The 20,487-nt window shown below is 58.1% G+C and carries 14 protein-coding genes and 1 pseudogene; 13 read left to right on the top strand and 2 right to left on the bottom strand.

From position 1 onward, the window contains the following. Window positions 1-50 precede the first annotated feature (50 nt). The 13 genes and pseudogenes from BFV97_RS04735 (at window position 51) to BFV97_RS04680 (ending at window position 17,666) form a co-directional block, all read left to right on the top strand. Complete coding sequence (locus BFV97_RS04735) at window positions 51-902, top strand: ion transporter (RefSeq protein WP_069299201.1); 852 nt, start codon at window positions 51-53, stop codon at window positions 900-902. Then, a pseudogene (gene tssB, locus BFV97_RS18990) lies at window positions 892-1,389 on the top strand (type VI secretion system contractile sheath small subunit); the annotation flags it as partial. The gene BFV97_RS04735 and the pseudogene tssB, both read left to right, overlap by 11 nt. Window positions 1,390-1,416: 27 nt before the next feature. Then, complete coding sequence (locus tag BFV97_RS19195) at window positions 1,417-4,947, top strand: type VI secretion system contractile sheath domain-containing protein (protein ID WP_342672142.1); 3,531 nt, start codon at window positions 1,417-1,419, stop codon at window positions 4,945-4,947. 52 nt (window positions 4,948-4,999) lie between these two features. Continuing rightward, entirely contained in the window at window positions 5,000-7,027 is a 2,028-nt protein-coding gene (locus BFV97_RS04725; RefSeq protein WP_069299200.1) for a type VI secretion system Vgr family protein, read from the top strand. A gap of 11 nt (window positions 7,028-7,038) precedes the next feature. Next, window positions 7,039-7,635 (top strand): DUF6931 family protein, encoded by a 597-nt coding sequence (locus tag BFV97_RS04720; protein ID WP_069299199.1) that lies wholly within the window; start codon window positions 7,039-7,041, stop codon window positions 7,633-7,635. 69 nt (window positions 7,636-7,704) lie between these two features. Continuing rightward, window positions 7,705-7,998: a PAAR domain-containing protein gene (locus BFV97_RS04715; RefSeq protein WP_069299198.1), complete on the top strand. Its 294-nt coding sequence runs from the start codon at window positions 7,705-7,707 to the stop codon at window positions 7,996-7,998. A 19-nt stretch (window positions 7,999-8,017) separates the two neighbouring features. Next, window positions 8,018-9,595 carry a type VI secretion system-associated FHA domain protein TagH gene (gene tagH, locus BFV97_RS04710; RefSeq protein WP_069299197.1) on the top strand — a complete coding sequence of 526 codons (1,578 nt, stop codon included), beginning with the start codon at window positions 8,018-8,020 and terminating at the stop codon, window positions 9,593-9,595. Between the two features lie 15 nt (window positions 9,596-9,610). Beyond that, window positions 9,611-10,051, top strand: coding sequence for a type VI secretion system lipoprotein TssJ (tssJ, locus tag BFV97_RS04705; protein WP_069299196.1), 441 nt, complete (start codon window positions 9,611-9,613; stop codon window positions 10,049-10,051). Window positions 10,052-10,065: 14 nt separating this feature from the next. Then, window positions 10,066-11,406, top strand: coding sequence for a type VI secretion system baseplate subunit TssK (gene tssK, locus BFV97_RS04700; RefSeq protein ID WP_069299195.1), 1,341 nt, complete (start codon window positions 10,066-10,068; stop codon window positions 11,404-11,406). Between the two features lie 24 nt (window positions 11,407-11,430). Then, entirely contained in the window at window positions 11,431-12,792 is a 1,362-nt protein-coding gene (gene tssL / locus BFV97_RS04695; RefSeq protein ID WP_069299194.1) for a type VI secretion system protein TssL, long form, read from the top strand. Next, window positions 12,793-16,371 carry a type VI secretion system membrane subunit TssM gene (gene tssM / locus BFV97_RS04690; RefSeq protein WP_069299193.1) on the top strand — a complete coding sequence of 1,193 codons (3,579 nt, stop codon included), beginning with the start codon at window positions 12,793-12,795 and terminating at the stop codon, window positions 16,369-16,371. It abuts the gene before it with no gap. A 1-nt stretch (window position 16,372) separates the two neighbouring features. Continuing rightward, window positions 16,373-16,945 carry a type VI secretion system-associated protein TagF gene (gene tagF / locus BFV97_RS04685; protein WP_069299192.1) on the top strand — a complete coding sequence of 191 codons (573 nt, stop codon included), beginning with the start codon at window positions 16,373-16,375 and terminating at the stop codon, window positions 16,943-16,945. After that, complete coding sequence (locus BFV97_RS04680; protein ID WP_069299191.1) at window positions 16,938-17,666, top strand: PP2C family protein-serine/threonine phosphatase; 729 nt, start codon at window positions 16,938-16,940, stop codon at window positions 17,664-17,666. The genes tagF and BFV97_RS04680 overlap by 8 nt, the downstream gene beginning before the upstream one ends. A gap of 181 nt (window positions 17,667-17,847) precedes the next feature. On the opposite strand, the gene tdh is transcribed toward BFV97_RS04680, so the two are convergent. Continuing rightward, window positions 17,848-18,885: an L-threonine 3-dehydrogenase gene (gene tdh, locus BFV97_RS04675; RefSeq protein WP_069299190.1), complete on the bottom strand. Its 1,038-nt coding sequence runs from the start codon at window positions 18,883-18,885 to the stop codon at window positions 17,848-17,850. Further along, window positions 18,885-20,075 carry a glycine C-acetyltransferase gene (locus BFV97_RS04670; protein ID WP_069299189.1) on the bottom strand — a complete coding sequence of 397 codons (1,191 nt, stop codon included), beginning with the start codon at window positions 20,073-20,075 and terminating at the stop codon, window positions 18,885-18,887. The genes tdh and BFV97_RS04670 overlap by 1 nt, the downstream gene beginning before the upstream one ends. Between the last annotated feature and the right edge of the window lie 412 nt (window positions 20,076-20,487).

The following is a 20,487-nucleotide window of genomic DNA, read 5'->3' as shown; positions in this document are numbered from 1 at the left end:
GCCACAGCGGTGCCGCCACGCTGAATAGACTGACAAGATTGAAACGACGCATGCTGTATACCTCAACAGATACGAACAGTCGCAACCATCGCCAAAAGCTGGTTGTCTGGCTTGAACAGCCCGCAGTCACCAAGTTTATTCTTGTGATCATCATCCTGAATGCCATCACCCTCGGCCTTGCCACATCAGAGCAGATCGTCGCGGCAACAGGCGGATTGCTGGCCCTGTTTGACGATGTGGTGATTGTGATCTTCGTGGTGGAGATGCTGTTGAAGCTCTACGCCTATGGCTGGCGCTTTTTCCTGTCGGCGTGGAATATCTTTGATCTGGCCATTGTGACGATTTCGCTGGTGCCGGCGTCTGACAGTCTGCGGGTCTTACGCGGCTTGCGGGTGATCCGCGCCATGCGGGTGCTTTCGGCGGTGCCCCAGATGCGCGATGTGATCAAGGCGCTGCTGGATGCGATGCCCGGAATGGGCGCGGTGGTGATCCTTTTGTCCATCGTGTTCTACATCTTCGCGGTTATGGCGACCATGCTATATGGCGAGACTTTCCCCCAGTGGTTCGGATCGGTCGGCGCATCGCTTTATTCGCTGTTCCAGATTATGACGCTGGAAAGCTGGTCCATGGGGATCGTACGCCCTGTTATGGCTGCACACCCTTTTGCCTGGGCCTTTTTCGTCCCCTTCATCATCTGCACCGCCTTTGCTGTTCTGAACCTGTTTATCGGTTTGCTGGTCAACACCATGCAGGCCGCCGTGGAAGAAGAGCAGGACGCAGAACTGGAGCGGATCATGGGGGTGGTGTCCGAAGGCAACGCCCGCGTGCAAGAGCAACTGGAGCAGATCCAGCAACAACTTGCGGCACTGAAATCCGAAAAGGACGGTAAAAATGGCGGATAGTCAGAAATTCATCGCCCGCAACCGCGCCCCCCGCGTCCAAATCGAATATGACGTAGAGGTGTATGGCGCCGAAAAGAAAGTCCAGTTGCCCTTTGTGATGGGGGTGATGGCGGATCTCTCCGGTGCCTCAGAGGTTTCGCAAGGCAGCGTTGAGGACCGCAAGTTTCTTGAAGTGGACGTGGATAATTTTGACAGCCGTATGAAGGCGATGAAACCCCGCGCGGTGTTTTCTGTGCCAAATACGCTGACAGGGTCCGGCAATCTGCCGGTTGATCTGACGTTTGAGCGGATGGAGGATTTTTCGCCCGCAGCCATTGCCAGCAAGATCGAGCCGCTGAAAAAGCTGCTCGATGCGCGCACGCAATTGTCCAACCTGATGACCTATATGGACGGCAAGACCGGGGCCGAGGATATGATCCTGTCCCTGTTGCAAAACCCGACCGCCTTTCGCGCACTGCTGGCAGGCGAGGCGATAGAGGGCGACGCCCCCGAGGTGGATGATATTCTCTCCGCCATGAAGTCTGCCGCCACCGCGCCTGCCGCGACAGAAGACCGTACAGATGCGGTTCTGGCGGAACTGGCCGCGACACAACCCGAGGAAGAAGAGGCAGATACAGCTGCCGCCGTGCTAGCGTCTATGGCGGCCAGCGCCCCTGAGGATGTAGAAGAAACCGACACCACAGCGAATGTGCTCGCCGGTATGGCAGCCGCTGCACCGGCAGAGAATACTGCGGATAACAGCGCCGCCGAACTGCTCGCACAGATGGCCGCCAGCGCACCGGAACCGCAGGCCCAGACCGACGATGTGACAGGCATCCTGTCCCAAGTCGCAGAAAACACCCCTGACGAGCCGGAAGACGGCAGTACCACCGACGCGCTGCTGGACAGTCTGTCGGCAGAGGCTCCGGAGGAGGACGGAGAAGATACCTCTGTGGACGATCTACTGTCCGATATGGCGGAGGAATTGCCAGAGGAGGAAGAAGCTGGGGAGGACATAGAGAGCCTGCTCGCTGACGTGGCGGATACGGCGTCTGACGAACCGGAAGACGACAGTACCTACGCGCTGCTGGACAGTCTTTCGGCAGGGGAACCGGAGGAAGTAGAGGCTGATACCTCTGTGGACGATCTACTGTCCGATATGGCGGAGGAGTTGCCAGAGGAGGGAGAGGCTGGGGAGGACATAGAGAGCCTGCTCGCTGACGTGGCAGATGCAGCGTCTGACGAGCCGGAAGACGACAGTACCGACGCGTTGCTGGACAGTCTTTCGGCAGAGGCACCGGAGGAGGACGGAGAGGACACCTCTGTGGACGATCTACTGTCCGATATGGCGGAGGAGTTGCCAGAGGAGGAAGAAGCTGGGGAGGACATAGAGAGCCTGCTCGCTGACGTGGCAGATGCAGCGTCTGACGAGCCGGAAGACGACAGTACCGACGCGTTGCTGTCTGAGGTTGCCGAGGATGCGCCTAAAGAGGGGGCTGAAGACGAGGATCTGGACGAATTTCTGTCAGATGTGACGCAGAACACTGATTTCGCAGAAGAGAGCGGCGAGGATGATACGGCGACGGACCTCGACGCTTTGTTTGCAGAGGATGAAAACGATACGGATTTGGACGACCTGCTTGCAGAAAGTGAAGAATCCGACACGGAGTTGGATGCTCTTCAAGCGGATGATGCTGATCCGAGTGAGGCGTCAGAGGAAGACGACCTCGACGCGCTGCTTGCAGAGGATAGGGAGGACACAGACCTCGACGACCTGTGTGTAGAGGGAGAGGACGCTGACACGGAGTTAGATGATCTTCTGGCGGATGATGCCGATCCGGGGGAGGCTTCAGACGAAGACGACGACCTCAACGCGCTGTTTGCGGAGGATGGGGAGGACACAGACCTCGACGACCTGCTTGCTGAGGATGACGACTCCGACGCGGAGTTGGATGACCTTCTAGCGGATGATGCCGATCTGGATGAGGCGTCAGAGGAAGACGACCTTGACGCCTTGCTTGCAGAGGATGAGGGGGCTGATACCGATTTGGAAGATCTGCTCGGGGAGAGTGACGCGGATGATCTCGACGCGATGCTTGCGGATTTTGACGATGACGATGCGGAAACCAGCGATGCTAGCGAAACGGGAGAGGAGGCGAGCGACATGGAGGCAGAGGCGACAGCCGCAAAAGCGCCTTATAATCCTGCCTTTGGCAAGATGACCGCCCCGAAACCGGAGATCAAACCCGGTGACCGGCGCAAGATGCGGATTGCCATTCTCGGGGATTTCTCGGGCCGTGCCAATAAGGGCGCGATTGAGGGCGGGGCCGATCTTGCGTCCCGCAAAGCGATCAAGTTCGACATCGACACGGTGGAAGACGTCATCGCGCGATTTGCGACGACCCTTACATTGCCGCTGGGCCGCGACGGGTCTGCCATAGAGGTGGAACTGGGAGAAATCGACGATCTGCATCCCGATGAACTTTATGACAATGTAGAGTTGTTTGGCGAACTCTCGGCCCTGCGCACGCAGGTGAAACGGGGCACCAATCTCGACAATCTGACCGCAACTTTGCAGGAATGGGGCGGCGCCTTTGGTGATTTCAAACTGGCCCGCAAGGGTCGGGCCCGCGGCGCAGCGGCGAATGCGTCCCTGCAAGTCAGCGAATTTGCCGCACTGATCGGGGCAGAGGCCGCACCAAAACCCGAAGCCACTGCCATTGAAGATATGATCCAGCGCATCGTGGCGCCCTTCATAGTGGCCGCACCAGACAGCGGACAGGACAGCCTTTTGGCTGCAGTTGATCAGGCGCTGGGCGCGGCCATGTCCTCTATTCTGCACCACCCTGATTTTCAGGCGGTGGAAGCCAACTGGCGTACGCTGGACATGCTGGCGCGGCGGATCGAAACCGGCAGCCATCTGGAACTGGTGCTCTATGATGTGGCGGTAGAGGAATTTGCCGCCGATCTCGCCGCCCATGAAGATCTGGGGGAGAGTGCGCTCTATGATATGCTGGTGGAACGCCCCCGTCTGAACGAGGATCAGGGGCCGCTTGCCGCCGTACTGGGGCTTTATACCTTTGAAGAAACGCCGCCCCATGCGGAACTGCTGGCGCGGATGTCAAAGATCAGCGCACAGATGGATGCGCCTTTTATCGCGGCGATGGGGGCAGGGTATCTGCAAACCAAGGCCGAAGACCTGCACCCGCTGATTGCCAAAACATGGGCCGCCCTGCGCGAAACACCCGAAGCGAAATACATCGCACTGGCCACGCCGCGGTTCCTGTTGCGGATGCCCTACGGCAAAAAGACCGATCCGGTGGAGCCTTTCGCCTACGAGGAATTCAACACCCGCGAAGGGATGCGTTCCCTGCTGATGGGCAATCCGGCGACGCTGGTGGCGATCCTGCTGGCGCAAACACTGGCGCAGCAAGGGGCAGAGATGTCGCTTGGGTCTATTATGACGTTGGACGATATGCCGTTCCATTACATGCTGGATCAATACGGCGATCAGGTAGCCTTGCCGTCAACCGAACGTCTGATCAACGTGCGCATGGCGAGCGAAACCGTCCAGCGCGGCTATCTACCGGTGCTCTCTATTCAGGGGCAGAACGTGGTGCGGCTTGGCTCTTTCAACGGGCTGGGCGGTGGCGAGTTGCTGGGCCTGTGGTCCGGTGAGGAAGCAAAACTGCTGCAATCGGGTAAAATCCAGTCCCGCACCGGAGTCGCACTCGGGGGCGGGGCTGCAAAATCCGCGCCGCCCGTGGCTGTGGGTGCAGAAGAAGAAGGCGAGAGTGACACGTCAGAAGATGACGGTTTTGATCTGGGCGGGGATGATGACGATTTCGATCTTGGCGGCGGGGACGACGATGATTTTGACCTCGGTTTCGATCTGGACGGGGAAGACGAGGACAGCGACGACGGCGGCGATCTTGATCTGGATCTTGGGAATGACGGTGATCTGGATGATCTGTTGTCAGGTTTTGACGACGATGATAACGACGACAGCGCCGGTGATGACGAAGATATGGATGAGGATCTGGCAGCCTTGCTGGCGGATCTGTGAGTGATGATGCACCGGCGGGCCGGTTTACGGTAACGCCGCAGAGGAGGAAACCATGGCCGACCCACTGCCGCTTGAGGGCCGTTCGCAACGGGTAAAATGCGAAGGCCAGCCCTGCGATCTTTACATGCTTTCGGCTGACATCAGCGAGGGCATCGACCGGCTGAGCGATTTCTCTGTAGAGTTTCTCGCAGAGAAACCCGATCTGGACAGCCGCGACTTTCTGGCCAAATCCTTCACACTTGAGATGGATCTGGAAGCTGATGTGCGCAAATGGTTTGGCACCTGTGTCGAATGCACCTTTCTGGGGATGTCTGCGGGCATGGGGTTTGGCACCTATCCCCATTACAGGGTACGCTTGCGGGCCTGGCCCTGGCTGCTGACGCGCACTGCGAACTGCCGGATATTTCAGGACCTGACCGCTGATGAGATCATTAAGGTGGTGCTGCGCGATGCCGGTTTCAGCGACCACAGCTGGAGCGTCAGTGAAACCCCGCCGTTGCGCGAATACTGCGTACAATACCGCGAAAGCGACTGGGATTTCATCCGCCGTCTGCTGGAAGAGGAGGGCCGTTTTTTCTATTTTGACTACAGTTCGGGCAAGGACCAACTGACCATCCGCGACGACAGCGCCACGCTCTCTCCGATTGCGGGCGATCCTAACATTGAAATGATCGACAAGGAGGCGGGTCAACGCTCTGAAATTGACTATATCGACAACTGGAAGGACGGCTACCGCGTCGATACGGACAAGGTCACGCTGGATGATTATGATTTCATAAAGTCAAAAACGAAATTGACTGGCACACGCATGGATGACGCGGAAAAGCTGGAGGTTTTCGACTATCCGGGCCGTTTTAAAGAGAGCGCAATTGGCACCAAACGGGCGCGCCGACGCATGGAGGCGATCATTGCGGGGAAGAACCGTGTCTGGGGACAGGGGATTGTCAAAGCGATGACACCTGCAGGGAAATTCACACTGAAAGAACATCCCGCCCGCGCCCAAAACAAGGAGTATCTGGTTCTCGACCTGAAGCAAAAGCTGCGGATCGAGCAGACGGAAGAGTGGCGCGATAAATCCCGCAGCGGCAAATACGATCCCAAAGCACTGATTGAATCCCAGACGATCGAACTGATCGCGCAAGACGCCAAAATTGCCTATGTTCCGGTTTCTACCGTGCCCTGGCCGGTGATCCACGGCATCCAGACGGCTGTGGTCGTTGGACCGAGCGGGGATGAAATCTACACCGACGAGCACGGCCGCGTTAAGGTGCAGTTCTTCTGGGACCGTGAAGGGCAATTGGACGACAAATCTTCCTGTTTCATCAGGGTCGCCACACCGATTGCCGGAAAAAACTGGGGGATGATCCACATTCCGCGCATCGGACAAGAGGTCGTGGTGCAGTTTCTCGAAGGCGATCCGGACCGCCCCCTTATCGTTGGCAGTGTATACAACGACCAGCAAACCACGCCGTTTACCCTGCCAGAGAACAAAACCCAGATCGGTCTGGTCAGCGATACGCACCAGAATGAAGACACCAATGCCAAGCACGAATTTGTACTGGAGGAGAAAAAGGACAACGAATTCATTCGGATGCAGTCCGAGAAAGACTATTTCCAGATCATCAAGAACAATGCGGATGTAAAGATCGGGGACGGTTCAAAGGACGATGGGGATTACACCCAGTCGGTCTGGCGCAATACCGTTCGCGATTATGGTGTCAAAAGCGGTGAGGGGAACCTGACGGAAACGGTGCAGACCGATTTCAGCAAAACCATCAGTGACGGGGATTATACGCTGTCGGTGGAAACCGGCGGGCGGACGACCGATATTGCTTCGGATGATACGCTGAGCGTGGACGGTAAAATTGATGTAACGTCAAATCAGACCATTACCCTGACCGCGAATTCTTCCATAAAACTGGTGTGCGGGGGATCAACGCTGGAACTGACATCCAGTGCGATCAAGCTGACGTCGACGCAATTCAAGGTTGAAGGCAGTCAGGTCAAAGTCGCAGGTAGCATGGTCGATGTATCAGGCAGTCTGATCAAGATGGCCGGTGCTTTGGTCAAGATCAATTAAGGGCAGGCAGCATGAGTGAAGCAACGAAAACAGCAGCGGATTTCGGCAACCTCAAAAAGATAGCCGACCGGCCCTTTGGACCGTTTTGTGCGGAACACAAGATCAAGATAGATCCCGCTTTGGGCATCGCACCGGATGTTTCTCTATCCGAGGGGCTTGCTGCGCTTTATGCCGCGCGGGCAGTGCCATCCTATTTCCATGTCATGGCCCATGGGCTGCCGGTGCGGGAATCTGTCTGGCTCGCCTGTCACGGGGCGGCGCGTATGTTGCCCCAGGGTGCAGAACCCACGGAAGCGCTGCAAGTGGCGCGGGCCTGGGTCTATCATCCCAATGTTGAAACCCGCGCAGCAGTACAAAAGGTGATCGAGCAAGCGGACCCCGAGGATCCGACCGTGATGGCAGCGGATGCAGCCTTTCACGGGATCGCCAAAGGCATGGAGGAAGAGGTCAAAAGCGCCCCTTCCGCCACGCCGACACTGGTTTTTGCGGTTCTGTTGAACGCGGCCCTTCGGGACGAAGATCAGGAACAGGCAGAGGCCAATTGGCAGGAACTGGTCGCAATTTCCTTGGACATTGCCGCCGGAGGCACCGGAGAAAAACCGCAATGAACCGGCCATAAAGATGGAGAAACCAATGAAATCACTTATAGTGATTGTGATAAGTAAGGAGCTGACCCGATGAGCCTGCCTGCTGCCCGCGTGACCGACGCACATGTTTGCCCCATGGTGACTGGCATTGTTCCCCATGTGGGCGGTCCGATTCTTCCCCCCGGTCAGCCCAATGTCCTGATCGGCAATATGCCAGCAGCCAACCTCGGGACAATGTGCACCTGTGTGGGGCCACCGGATGTTATTATAAAAGGCTCCACCTCTTGTCTGATTGGCAGCAAGCCAGCCGCACGATTGACGGATTCCACCGCGCACGGAGGGGTGATCGTTGGTCCGGGCTGCCCGACGGTTCTGATTTCATGACGGGAGCAAGACCAAGACCATGACCCTCACGTTGCAAATCCTGTCCAGTGGCGCCCAGCCGGGCCGTGAAACCGCTTTTCCGCTTGTGGGAGGGGCGTTAACCATCGGGCGGTCCGAAACCAACAACGTGGTTCTGCCCGATCCCACCCGCGAGATTTCGTCTTCCCATGCGGTGGTGCAGGAACGGGGCGGGGATTACGTGATTGTCGATACCTCGACCAATGGCACGTTTCTGAACGGAGAGAGCGCACCGCTCGGGGATTTTCCAACGCCGCTGAATGACGGTGATGTGCTGCGGATCGGGTCTTATGAAATGCAGGTGGTGATTGTCACGGCGACTGCCTCTGCCGATCCGTTTGGTGATCTGCCACCCCCGCTGGGGGAGGAGCCGATTGTAGAGGATACGGCCCCCACGCTTGATACGCTGGCGGAAGTGGGCAGTCTGGACACGGACGGCGGGGATTTTCTCGATGATCTGCTGGGGGAGGCACCCCCGAATGCGATGGATATGAAAACGCCGGACCTGTCGGATGATCCTGACAACACCATTGACGATTTTCTCGACGTGGCCCCGAACCCCGACCGCGAGGGCGGGGCAAGCGTGCCGGACCATTCGGGACCCGGACAGGATTTCTTTCGCTCCAACAGCACCGCGCAAGCCATTCCCGACAACTGGGAGGATGACCTACAGGGCGCAACCCCCGAACCGATGGGCGGCCCCCCTAATGCCGCCGCTCCAAGCCAGCCGGCTCCGGCCGGGGGCGGGTTGATACCGGAAACAACCTTTTCGTCAGAGCCGTTCAGCATCCCCGAGCCGGATAGGGCGGAACAGCCCGCAAAAAGCGACAGCAGTGACCCGATTGACGAACTGCTCGGCACGCCGCCAGAACCGGTCCCCGCAAAACCGGCGGCGGCCCCCGCGCCACAGCCTGCAGCGCAGCCTGAACCGCCCGCGCCGCAACCTGCGGCGCAAGCCGAAGCGCCACCACCGCACCCGTCATCCGCCTCTGACCATGCCCTCGCGCGGCAGTTTCTGGGGGCTGCCGGTGTGGATCACAGCCGGATTAGCGACGAAGAACTCGGCCCGATCATGGAACGCACCGGCATCGCGTTTCGCACCCTAGTGGAAGGCGCGCGAGAGGTGTTGATGGCGCGGGCCTCGATCAAGGACGAATTGCGGTTGGGCCAGACGACAATCTCGCCGGATGGTAACAATCCGATCAAGTTTTCCATTTCCGGTCAGCAGGCGGTGGAGGCGATGATCAAACCCACAGTCGCCGGGTATCAAAGCGCCGATAAAGCCGCCGCCGAAGCGATGATGGACATCAAGGCCCATGAGGTAGCGATGATGTCGGGCATGGAAAGCGCGATCAAAACCCTGCTTGCGCGGTTCGATCCGGCGGAACTCGCCACCCGAATAGAGGACAGCGGCCGCTTGGGAGGCTTGCTCAAAGGCAAAAAAGCGCAATACTGGGATGTATTTGAAAAACTCTACAAACAACTGTCCGAAGACGCGGAAGAAGATTTTAATACTTTGTTCGGCAAGGAATTTGCCAAAGCCTACAAGGACCAATTGCAAAAACTGAAATCGGATTAGGAAAGGACTGGAATTATGCTAGCGAAACTGAGGCTTGCGGGCCTGTCTGTAGCTGCACTGGCGGTGATGACGGCCTGCGCACCCACACCGACCCAAGTGGCGATGAACGTCACCGCCAGCGCGGGCGTGAACGGCGGGTTGCCGGTCAAGGCGACGATTTATTACCTGAACTCCACGGCTAAATTCAACGGAACGGATTACGCCTCATTGACGGCCACGCCTTCGGCGGTTCTCGGGGCGGATTTTGTGCGCAAGGAATCCGTGCTGCTGTCACCGGGTCAAACAAAGAATGTGTCCGCCGCCTTTGAAGGCGAAGGCCCTGCGGCGATTGGTGTCGCGGTCGGGTTCAAAGAGATTTCCACCGCAAAATGGCGTGCAACAACGCCGCTCGTGGCAGGGAAGGTCAATACGCTGACCATCTCGCTCGGTGCGAACAGTGTGAATATCTCAAAATAGGAAGGACGCGCTACGTGTCTTGGGAAAGTAAAGTCATCTGGTCCGAAGGGTTGTTTTTGCAGCCCCATCACTTCCAGCAGAATGACCGCTATCTGGAAAGCCAGATCGCGGGTGTATCGCGGGGGGCTGCGCCCTATATCTGGGGGCTGCGCGAACTGACCATAGATGACGAACTGTTGAGGCTGGGTAAATTCGCGATCAAATCCTGTGACGGGATCACACCGGATGGCACCAGCTTTCGCATTCCGGCGGTGGATGACCTGCCGCCCGCGATGGAGGTTCCCACCACGGTTAAGGATTCGGTGGTGTTTCTGGCGATCCCGACACGGCGCCACGGCGCGGTTGAGGTAGAGCTGGAGTTCCACGAAAACTCCGCATCCCGCTATCAACCCGCAGAGGTTGACGTGACCAATGCGGTGGGGCGGGATCGCAAGGCGACGACCATCGGCGTGGGCAAGCTGCGCTTGCAATTCGCCCTTGATCTGGATGATCTCGAAGACCAGCTTGTGATCCCGATCGCCAAGGTGATCGAGGTGCGCTCTGACGGGGAAATCCTGTTGGACCGTTCCTTTATCCCGACGGTTCTGGACCAGCGGGCCGCAAGTCCTTTGACAGAATTTCTGCGCGAAATCGAAGGCCTGCTGGCCCATCGCTGCGATGCGCTTGCGGGGCGGCTGGCTGATAATGGTCCGGCCAAGGGCGTGGCAGAACTGTCGGATTACCTGTTGTTGATCACGGTTAACCGCTACCTGCCGCAAATCCGTCATCTCGGGCAGGTGGAAAACACCCATCCCTGCGGTCTTTTTATGATGCTGGTGGGGCTGGCGGGGGAGTTGGCCACTTTTATGGCACCGGAAAAACGCCCGCCGGAGTTTCCGCCCTATCAGCATGACAATCTTACAGCGACCTTCCAGCCCTTGATCCGCACGTTGCGCCAGTATCTTTCTGCGGTGTTGGAGCAGACCGCCGTGGCGATCCCGCTGCAACCGCGCAAATACGGGGTTTCGGTCGGTGTCATCGCGGACAAACGTCTGCTGAGCGATACGCAAATGGTGCTGGCCTGCAAAGCCGATACCGCCGCTGAAAACATCCGCCGCCATATGCCGACACAGGCCAAGCTGGGTCCGGTAGAGGACATCCGGCAACTGGTGAATTCGGCCCTGCCGGGGATCGGTTTGCGCCCCCTGCCTGTGGCGCCGCGCCAGATCCCCTATCACGCGGGGGTGGTCTACTTCGAGCTGGACCCCGACAGCGCCTATTGGAAGAAAATGCGCACATCCGGCGGGTTGGCGGTGCATGTAGCCGGAGAGTTTCCGGGACTAGAGATGGAATTATGGGCCATCCGCAACGGATGAGCCGCTTGAAAACGAGGTGCTAGGGTGAATAAGGACGATCCTTTTGCGGAACCGGGGGACACCGAAAAAACGGTGGTGAACCTCAATCCGGGCGGTCGTTCCCCCGCTGCCCCTGAGACACCTGCAGACCCGTCGCCAGCGCCAAACCCGCCAGCAATGGCGGCAACACCACAAACAGCGGCGCCAGTGGATATTACAGCGGCGCGATCCGGTCTGAACCCGCTGAACGCCGCCGCCGCGCCGCTGTTTTCCCTCGTCGGACGTATCCGCAACCGCGCCCAGCACAATGACCCGAACGCGCTGCGCAATGCGGTCGTGCAACAGATCCAAGGCTTTGAAACCGCAGCTTTACAGGCACAAGTGCCCGCTCAGCAGGTGAAAATCGCCCGCTATGCGATCTGTGCAACCATTGACGATGTGGTGCTGAACACCCCTTGGGGCGGGCGCTCTATCTGGGCGCAGCAGTCGATGGTTGGCACCTTTCACAAGGAAACCCACGGCGGCGACCGTTTTTACGAATTGCTGGCACGGCTGGAAAAGGAACCGACCGTTAACCTTCTTCTTCTAGAGTTCATTTTTATGTGCCTCTCGCTCGGGTTTGAGGGGCGCTTGCGTGTCGAGGATCGGGGCGCAGAGAAACATGCAACAATCCGTGCAGGGCTCGCCAGCCTGATCCGCGCCCAGCGCGGCCCGCTGGAACCGGAGATCGCGCCGGTGTGGAAAGGTCTGAAACTGCCCCATAAACCGCTTAGCGCATGGATGCCGGCCTGGTTGATCTTCGGCCTGATGACGGCGGTCCTGGGCCTGTCCTATGTGGGGCTGGCCTGGGCGCTCTCGGGGGATACGGAACGGTTGCAAGGACAACTCGCCGCGCTCGGGGCGCAGGAACAGGTGGAACTGAAACGTCAGGCCCCGCCACCGCCACCACCACCGCCGGTGGAAAGCGGGCAAAAGGAACGTGTGGCGAAGTTTTTGGAAAAAGAGATTGAAGAACAGCTAGTTACCGTCTTTGATGATGCCAATACCGTTACCGTGCGGATCAAGGGGTCAGGCATGTTCCAACCGGCCTCTGACACGTTGGTGGACCGGTTCAAGCCGATCATGAACCGGATCGCACAGGCACTGAATGAGGAACCCGGAAAGATCATTATTGCGGGCCATTCCGATAACATTCCGATCAAAACCGCCCGCTTTCCATCCAATCTGCACCTCTCGCTCAAACGGGCGGAAAAGGTGATGCAATCCATTGCGGGTACCCTACAGGATCCGGCCCGCATGTCCGCAGAAGGACGGTCGGACAAGGAACCGATAGCCGATAATGGCACCCGCGAGGGTCGGGCAGAGAACCGGCGGATCGAAGTCATTTTAATGAGAGAGAACAACTAGATGGCGGTTTTCCAGCGCATTTTCCAGTGGATTTTCCACACCAATGGCATCCTTGCGATCGTTGCCGGATTGTTGATGGCGTTGGTCTGGTTTATCGGGCCGATAATCGGTCTGGGCGGAAGTTTCCCGCTGGAAACCGTCACGGCACGCTTGGTGGCAATAGCGATCATATTCGTTGTTACCCTGTTCCTGATGTTGCTGTTCGCGCTGTTGCGGGCGCGACGTGAGAGCAAAATGGCCGATGAGATCGTCGAGGTGGAAGACGATCCGGCGGATGAACAGGACGAAACGGTCAAGGCTGAGATGGCCGAAATGCGCAACCGGATGCGCGATGCGCTCAAAACCCTGCGCAAATCCAAGCTGGGCGGGCGCGGACGCAGCCAGAAGCTCTATCAATTGCCGTGGTATCTGATGATCGGGCCGCCGGGTGCCGGAAAAACGACGGCGATTGTCAACTCGGGGCTAAAATTCCCGCTGGCCGAAAAGATGGGAATGCAGGCGATTGGCGGCATTGGCGGCACGCGCAACTGTGACTGGTGGTTCACGGATGAAGCGGTGCTGATCGACACCGCAGGCCGCTACACCACACAGGACAGCGATGCAGAGGCCGACAGTCGTGCGTGGAACGGTTTTCTGAATATGCTGAAGAAATTCCGCAAGCGCCAGCCGATTAACGGCGCGATTGTGGCGATTTCCCTGTCCGATATTGCGGTCCAGAATGATGCGCAACGCAAGGAGTACGCCACCGCCATCCGCCTGCGCCTGACAGAGCTGCGCGAAAAGCTCGGGGTGCGGTTTCCGGTGTATATCCTTTTGACAAAGGCAGACCTTCTCGTTGGATTCACAGAGTTTTTTGAAAATTTGGGCCGGGAGGCCCGTGAGCAGGTCTGGGGCTTCACCTATCCGATGGAAGGCCCCAAGGACAAACGCAAACCGCTGGACGGGTTTGATGCGCAGTTTGAAACCATGCTGGCCCATCTGAACGATCTGTCACTGGACCGGCTGGCGCAGGTTTCCGACCCGCAACGCCGTTCCATGATTGCCGGATTTCCCCAACAGGTGGCTAGCTTGCGTCCGGTGGTGCGGGATTTCCTGTCGGAGATTTTTCTCGACAGCAAGTTTTCCCAGACCCAACTGGTGCGCGGGGTCTATTTCTCCTCTGGCACACAAGAAGGCACGCCGATTGACCGGCTGATGGGCGGGATGGCGCGGACCTTCGGGCTGGGGCGTCAGGCGGTGGGTTCGGGGCAGGGCGCGGGGCGCAGTTACTTCCTGCGCAACCTTCTCGATAAGGTAATCTTCCCCGAGGCCGGACTGGTCTCAGCCGATGACAAGGTAGAACGCCGCTACCGCTGGATTGTGCGCGGCACCGTGGCCGCCGCCGTGCTGCTGACTCTTGGCGTTGTGGGGATTTGGACCAACAGCTTTTTGGGAAACCGGCAGTTGGTCGCAGATGCAAAAACGCAGATTGAACTTTATTCCAGCAAGGTAGCGGATGTGCCGGGCAATCCGATTGCCGATACCGATGTGCGCCAGCTTGTCGAGCCACTGAACATCCTGCTTGCCATGCCGGGCAACCCGTCACAGACCGATCCGCTGCCCCCGCGCAGCCTGACCTATGGTCTGTATCAGGGCGACGCAGTCGGCACGGAAGCCGCACAAACCTATCGCGCCGCGCTGAACCAGAAACTACTGCCCCGTCTTTTGTTGCGGATGGAGGAGTTGATCCAGACCAATCTCAACAATGAAACCCTGCTGTTTGAGGCGCTTAAGGTCTATATGATGCTCGGTCAGCAGGGACCGATGGACCGCGATCTGGTGCTGCAATGGTTCACGCTGGAATGGGCAAATGAATTCGCCGGAGAGCCCGACGCCGCATCACAACAGGCGCTTGTGACCCATCTGACGAATATGATTAACCAGCCGATGATTTCTATTCCGCTGGACGGTCCGCTGGTGGAACAGGTGCAGGGCATCCTGTCGGAAACCCCTGTGGCGGCGCGGGCCTATCGCACCATTGTTGAGGGACCGGAGGCCAAGGCCCTGCCGGACTGGACCCTGCTTGTGGCCGGTGGTGCGGCGACAAATCAGGTTATGGTCCGCCCAAGCGGTTTGCCCCTGTCCAGCGGCGTGGAAGGGATTTACACCTATGACGGGTTCTACAATGTCTTCCTGCCGGCCGCGCTCGATGTGGCAGAGCAAATCAGAAAGGACAATTGGGTGCTTGGTCCCCGCGCCGAAGACCTCAGCGATGCAAATGCACTGGCGCTGATCGCAAAAGATGTGCTCGACCTCTATTATTCCGATTATATCATCGCGTGGGAAACCATTCTGGGGGATGTGGACATTGCGCCGATGTCGTCCATGTCCCAAACGGTCAAGACGCTGAACCTCTTGTCCGGTCCGTCTTCGCCCGTGTTCAAGATCATGAATCAGGTGGCCGAGCAGACACGACTGGCCGAACGCCGCGCGAATGAGGTTGTGGAAGGCGTTGCCAGCGGCTTTGGCGCGGAAGGCAGTGCCCTTGCGGTCGAAGGGCTCGGCGTGCGCACCCAACGGCTTTTGGCGGTGCTGCAGTCCGCCGCCACCGTCGATGGCGCGGCGCCGCCCAAACCCGGCCAGCAAGTGCAGGACCGTTTCAACAGCCTGCATACCTTTGTCAAAGGTCCGGATGAAAACACGCCGGGCGACATCAGCCGGATTATGGAATTATATGTTGCTGTCTATCAGGAGCTGAACCGCCTGTCGGTCAGCGGAACTGTCACAGGGCAGGGCGAAGCGGTGCAGCGGTTACAGGAAACAATCGTGCCGATGGACGGGCCGATCAAACGCTGGTCCACCCAGATCATAGAGGCCGCCTCGGGCGCTGCGGCGGGGGGGCAACGCTCCAAACTGAACAACCAGTGGCAGGCGCAGGTGCTGCCGTTCTGCAAACAGGCGCTGGACAACCGCTATCCGTTCAACCGGAAATCCCGCGCCGAAGTGGGCATACAGGATTTTGCCCGGCTGTTTGCGCCCCAAGGACTGATTGACACGTTTTTCACCAATAATCTGGCCGAACATGTGGATGTGTCCTCGCGCCCGTGGAAATTCAAACGCACCACGGGCAAGGACCTGGGGATTTCGGACAGTGTGCTGGAACAATTCGAACTGGCCGCCGAGATCCGCGACGCCTATTTTCTCGCGCCCGGCCTGCCATCCATTACTTTTGATCTCAAACCCATCGCGCTGGACCCTAACGCGCAGGAAGTGACCCTGCTGATCGACGGCCAGCCGCTCAACTATGCTCATGGTCCCCAGCAGACGACCTCTTTGAAATGGCCGCAGGGGGGCAGTACCTCTGTCACCTTCAGCCCCGCGATCGAAGGGCGGCGGAACCAGCGCCAGATGGACGGCCCGTGGAGCTGGTTCCGCCTGCTCGACAGTTCGGAAATCCGCCGCACCAATGTCGCAGACCAGACCCGTATCGTGTTCAATGTGGGCGGTCGTATAGCCGTCTTCCAAATGCGCGCCGGTTCTGCGATTAACCCTTTCTCCTCCAAGGCGGTGCGGTTGTTTCGCTGCCCCAATTCGCTCTGACGTGTTCGGGTTTTATGGAAAAATCCCCGCCCACGGCGATTTCATCCGCGCCCGCGGTGATGTATCCTTTATCAATGAATGGGATCAGTTTCTCCAACAAGGCATGGCGAAAAGCCGCGAAACCCTCAGAGGCGATTGGGACGCGGCCTACCAGAACGCACCCATCTGGCGCTTTGTGCTGGATGCGAATGTGTGCGGGAAGCGCGCCATGACAGGGGTTTTGATGCCCAGTCAGGACCGGGTTGGCCGACGCTTTCCGTTAACCCTGTTTCATCCGCTGGAACAGGGGGCAACGCCCGCGCTGCTGGATCACGAACCCTTGATGACGGAACTGGAAAACGCCGCGCTCGCCTGTCTGGATACGCAGATCGACAAGGGCGCGTTGTCAGGACGGCTCGATGTCTTGCCCTTTGTGTATGATCCAGAAAACAGCAGCACAAACGGACGGTCCTACTGGCTCTCCACCTTTTATGCAGGCGCACCCAGACGGGACAGCCGCCGCTTTGACGGGATGCCCGAAGCGGCGCAGTTTGCAGAACTTCTTTCACCGGATCGGGGGCTACAGGATGTTTGAACAGGGACCGGTCTTTCGGACCGATGCGGCCAGTCATGTGGGCCTTGTGCGGGATCTGAACGAAGACGGTATGATCAGTCGCGAGACATTGGGGCTTTGGACTGTGGCGGATGGCATGGGCGGTCACGCCGGAGGGGACTTCGCCAGCCAAACCATCGTAAACGCCATAAATGCCATTCCCGAAAACCTGCAAGGGGCCGCGTTGATGCAGGCCGTGCGCGATGCGTTCCACGCCGCCCATCGCACGATCCAGAGTGAAGCCGAAGCTCGGGACGGCGGGACCATGGGCTCAACCGCGCTGTCACTGATCTTGCAACAGGATTATTTCGTCTGTCTCTGGGTCGGGGACAGCCGGCTGTACCACTGTCGCGACGGTGCCGTTCGTCAGTTGTCCTCGGATCACTCGCTGGTGAATGAATGGGTGGAAGAAGGGAAACTGACCCGCGAAGAGGCAGAACGCCACCCCCACGGCAACGTCATAACCCGTGCAATCGGCGTGGGGGATGTGCCAGAAGTCGCCAAGGTGCGCGGTCGCTACGAACCGGGCGACAGGTTTTTGTTATGCTCGGACGGGTTGAGCGGTTACATGGAAGAAGCAGACATCTTCAACGTGCTCGCCAATGATCCGATGGATGGTATCGCCGGGCATCTGGTGCAAGGCGCTCTGGACGGTGGCGGCCGCGATAACGTGACAGTGATCGTGGTAGAAGTGCCGTGGTAGGTTCCATTTTCAACAAATATCCCCGCGCGGAGCGCTGAATTTTCGCCTTCGGCGAGGATATTTTAAGAAAATGGAAAGAAATTCGTAGGTATCATCTTAACGCGGTACAGGCGGGGACGCCGATGGCCGTGAAAATGGAGACGCTCTGCGGCAGCATGTCCGCAGGGCGTTTTCGGGACCGCTATGGCCAATCCATCACGACCTTACCTGCGGAACCGTCAATCATGGCCGCGAAGCCCTCTTCAAAGGAATCGATCCCGATGCGATGGGTGATCAAACCGGAGACATCCAGACCGCCCTGAACCAGTGCGATCATCTTGTACCATGTCTCAAACATCTCACGGCCATAGATGCCTTTGATGTGGAGCATTTTGAAGATTACCTTGTTCCAGTCGATCTCAAATCCTACCGGCGCAATGCCAAGAACTGCCATCTTGCCACCATTGTTCATTGTGTCGATCATATCGCGAAAGGCGGGCGGGGCGCCGGACATTTCCAGACCCACGTCAAAACCTTCGGTCATTCCGATCCGTGCCATGGTATCGCGCAGGGATTCCTCAGCGGCGTTCACGGTATATTGGACACCCATCTCTTGCGCCAGTTTCAGGCGGATCGGGTTGATGTCGGTGATTACGGTTTTCCGCGCACCGGCTTTTTGCGCCACAAGCGCCCCCATAATGCCGATCGGACCGGCACCTGTGACAAGAACGTCCTCGCCGACGCAGTCAAACGACAGCGCGGTGTGCACCGCATTGCCAAAGGGGTCAAAAATCGCGGCGATCTCATCAGGAATATCGTCGGGGATCGGCACCACATTGTCTTGGGGAAGTGCGATATATTCCGCAAAGCTGCCCGGATGGTTCACGCCAACGCCTTTGGTATTGCGACACAAATGACCCCGGCCGGCGCGACAGTTGCGGCAGTGACCGCAGACAATATGGCCTTCACCGCTGACCCTTTGTCCGATTTTCAGGTTCATGACCGCCGCGCCCAACTCGACGATCTCGCCGCAGAATTCATGTCCGGTGATCATTGGGACAGGCACGGCTTTCTGGCTCCAGGCGTCCCAGTTCCAGATGTGGACATCCGTGCCACAGATTGCCGATTTTCGTACTTTGATCAGCACTTCGCGTCGCCCGATTTCTGGAATCGGCACGTGTTCCATCCACAGTCCGGGTTCCGCGCGGGATTTTATCAAGGCGCGCATTTTGTTGCTCATCAGATAACCCCCATCTCGCGTCCGGCTGTCTCAAACGCGTCGATTGCACGGTCGAGGTCGGCGATACTGTGGGCCGCTGACATCTGCGTGCGAATGCGGTCCTGATCCCGTGGCACAACAGGAAAACTGAAGGCGGCCACATAAACCCCAAGCTGGTCAAGGCGGGCTGCCATTTCGCTGGCCAGTTTCGGGTCGCGTAACATGACAGGGATGATCGGGTGATCGCCCGGAAGCAGTTCAAAGCCTAGTGCGCCCATCCGGTTGCGGAAATGGCCCGCATTCCGGCGCAATCGGGCGCGCAATTCCCCGCCATCGGCTAACATGTCAAAAACAGCTATGGAACTTTGGGCGATGACAGGGGCGAGCGTGTTGGAGAACAGGTAGGGGCGGGATCGTTGGCGCAGCCAGTCCACAACCCGCGCGCTTGCGGCGGTATAGCCTCCCGATGCGCCGCCCAAAGCCTTGCCGAGCGTCCCGGTAATGATGTCGACGCGCCCTTCAACCCCGCAGTGTTCTGCCGTGCCGCGGCCGTTTTCGCCCATGAAACCAACGGAGTGGCTGTCATCGACCATGACAAGTGCGTCGTGTTTTTCGGCGAGGTCGCAAATCTGCGGCAGTTTTGCGACAAATCCGTCCATCGAAAAGACGCCGTCAGTGGCGATCAAGCGGAAGCGGGCGTCTTTGGCGGCGATAAGCTGACGTTCCAGATCGGCCATGTCGGAGTTTGCGTATCGGTAACGCTGCGCTTTGCAGAGGCGGACGCCGTCGATGATAGAGGCATGGTTCAGAGCATCCGAAATGATCGCGTCTTCCGCCCCGAGCAGGGTTTCGAACAGGCCGGTGTTTGCGTCAAAACAGGCGGCGTAGAGGATTGCGTCTTCCATTCCCAGAAAGTCCGAAATGCGTTTTTCCAAAGCCTTATGAGGGGTTTGCGTGCCGCAGATAAAGCGGACCGATGCCATGCCATAGCCGTATTGATCCAGCGCCTTTTTCGCCTGCTCAACCAGTTCGGGATTGTCTGCCAATCCGAGATAGTTGTTGGCACAGAGATTTATGGCCTGCCGTTCGCCCAGATGTATCACGCCAGACTGCGGAGAGGTTATGATCCGTTCGCTTTTATACAGCCCCTGATCTTTCAATTCCGTTAACGCCTTTTCGAGCGTGTCGTCAAATCTGTCCGAGGCACCCATCGCCATGCTCCTCTGTTGTGAATGTTCTGTAAAGCGGGTGTATCACGAAGCGGACGGCCTGTCTTTCTCTGTGACTCTGACAGTTAATTTGTGCCGGAGCGGGGAATCAGTTGGTGGCGAGAGATTAGAATTTGTTGGATCAGGGGGCGTTTAAGAAGGAGATTGCGACCGCAATGTGGCGGGATTATCGGAGGTGAGCGGCCTTGTTGGTGCGGGGTGCGCGGATATTGGTTTTGCGATCCGTTTAGTATAATCATTAAACTTCAGTAATTTAAAGACCAAACCTAAAGTGACGTTCAGAATCCGTGGACAAACTTGTGAAAAATTAGAAACAAATTTGTCAAAACTTTGGCGCTATAACGACCTCATCAACGTATCAGGCGCAGTTGTCTGAATTTCAGTAGTTCAGTGT

Origin of the sequence: Neptunicoccus sediminis (assembly GCF_001719615.1) — a bacterium.
In the GTDB taxonomy this organism is placed as follows: Bacteria; Pseudomonadota; Alphaproteobacteria; order Rhodobacterales; family Rhodobacteraceae; genus Amylibacter; species Amylibacter sediminis.
This window is presented reverse-complemented; position numbering and strand designations above follow the sequence as displayed.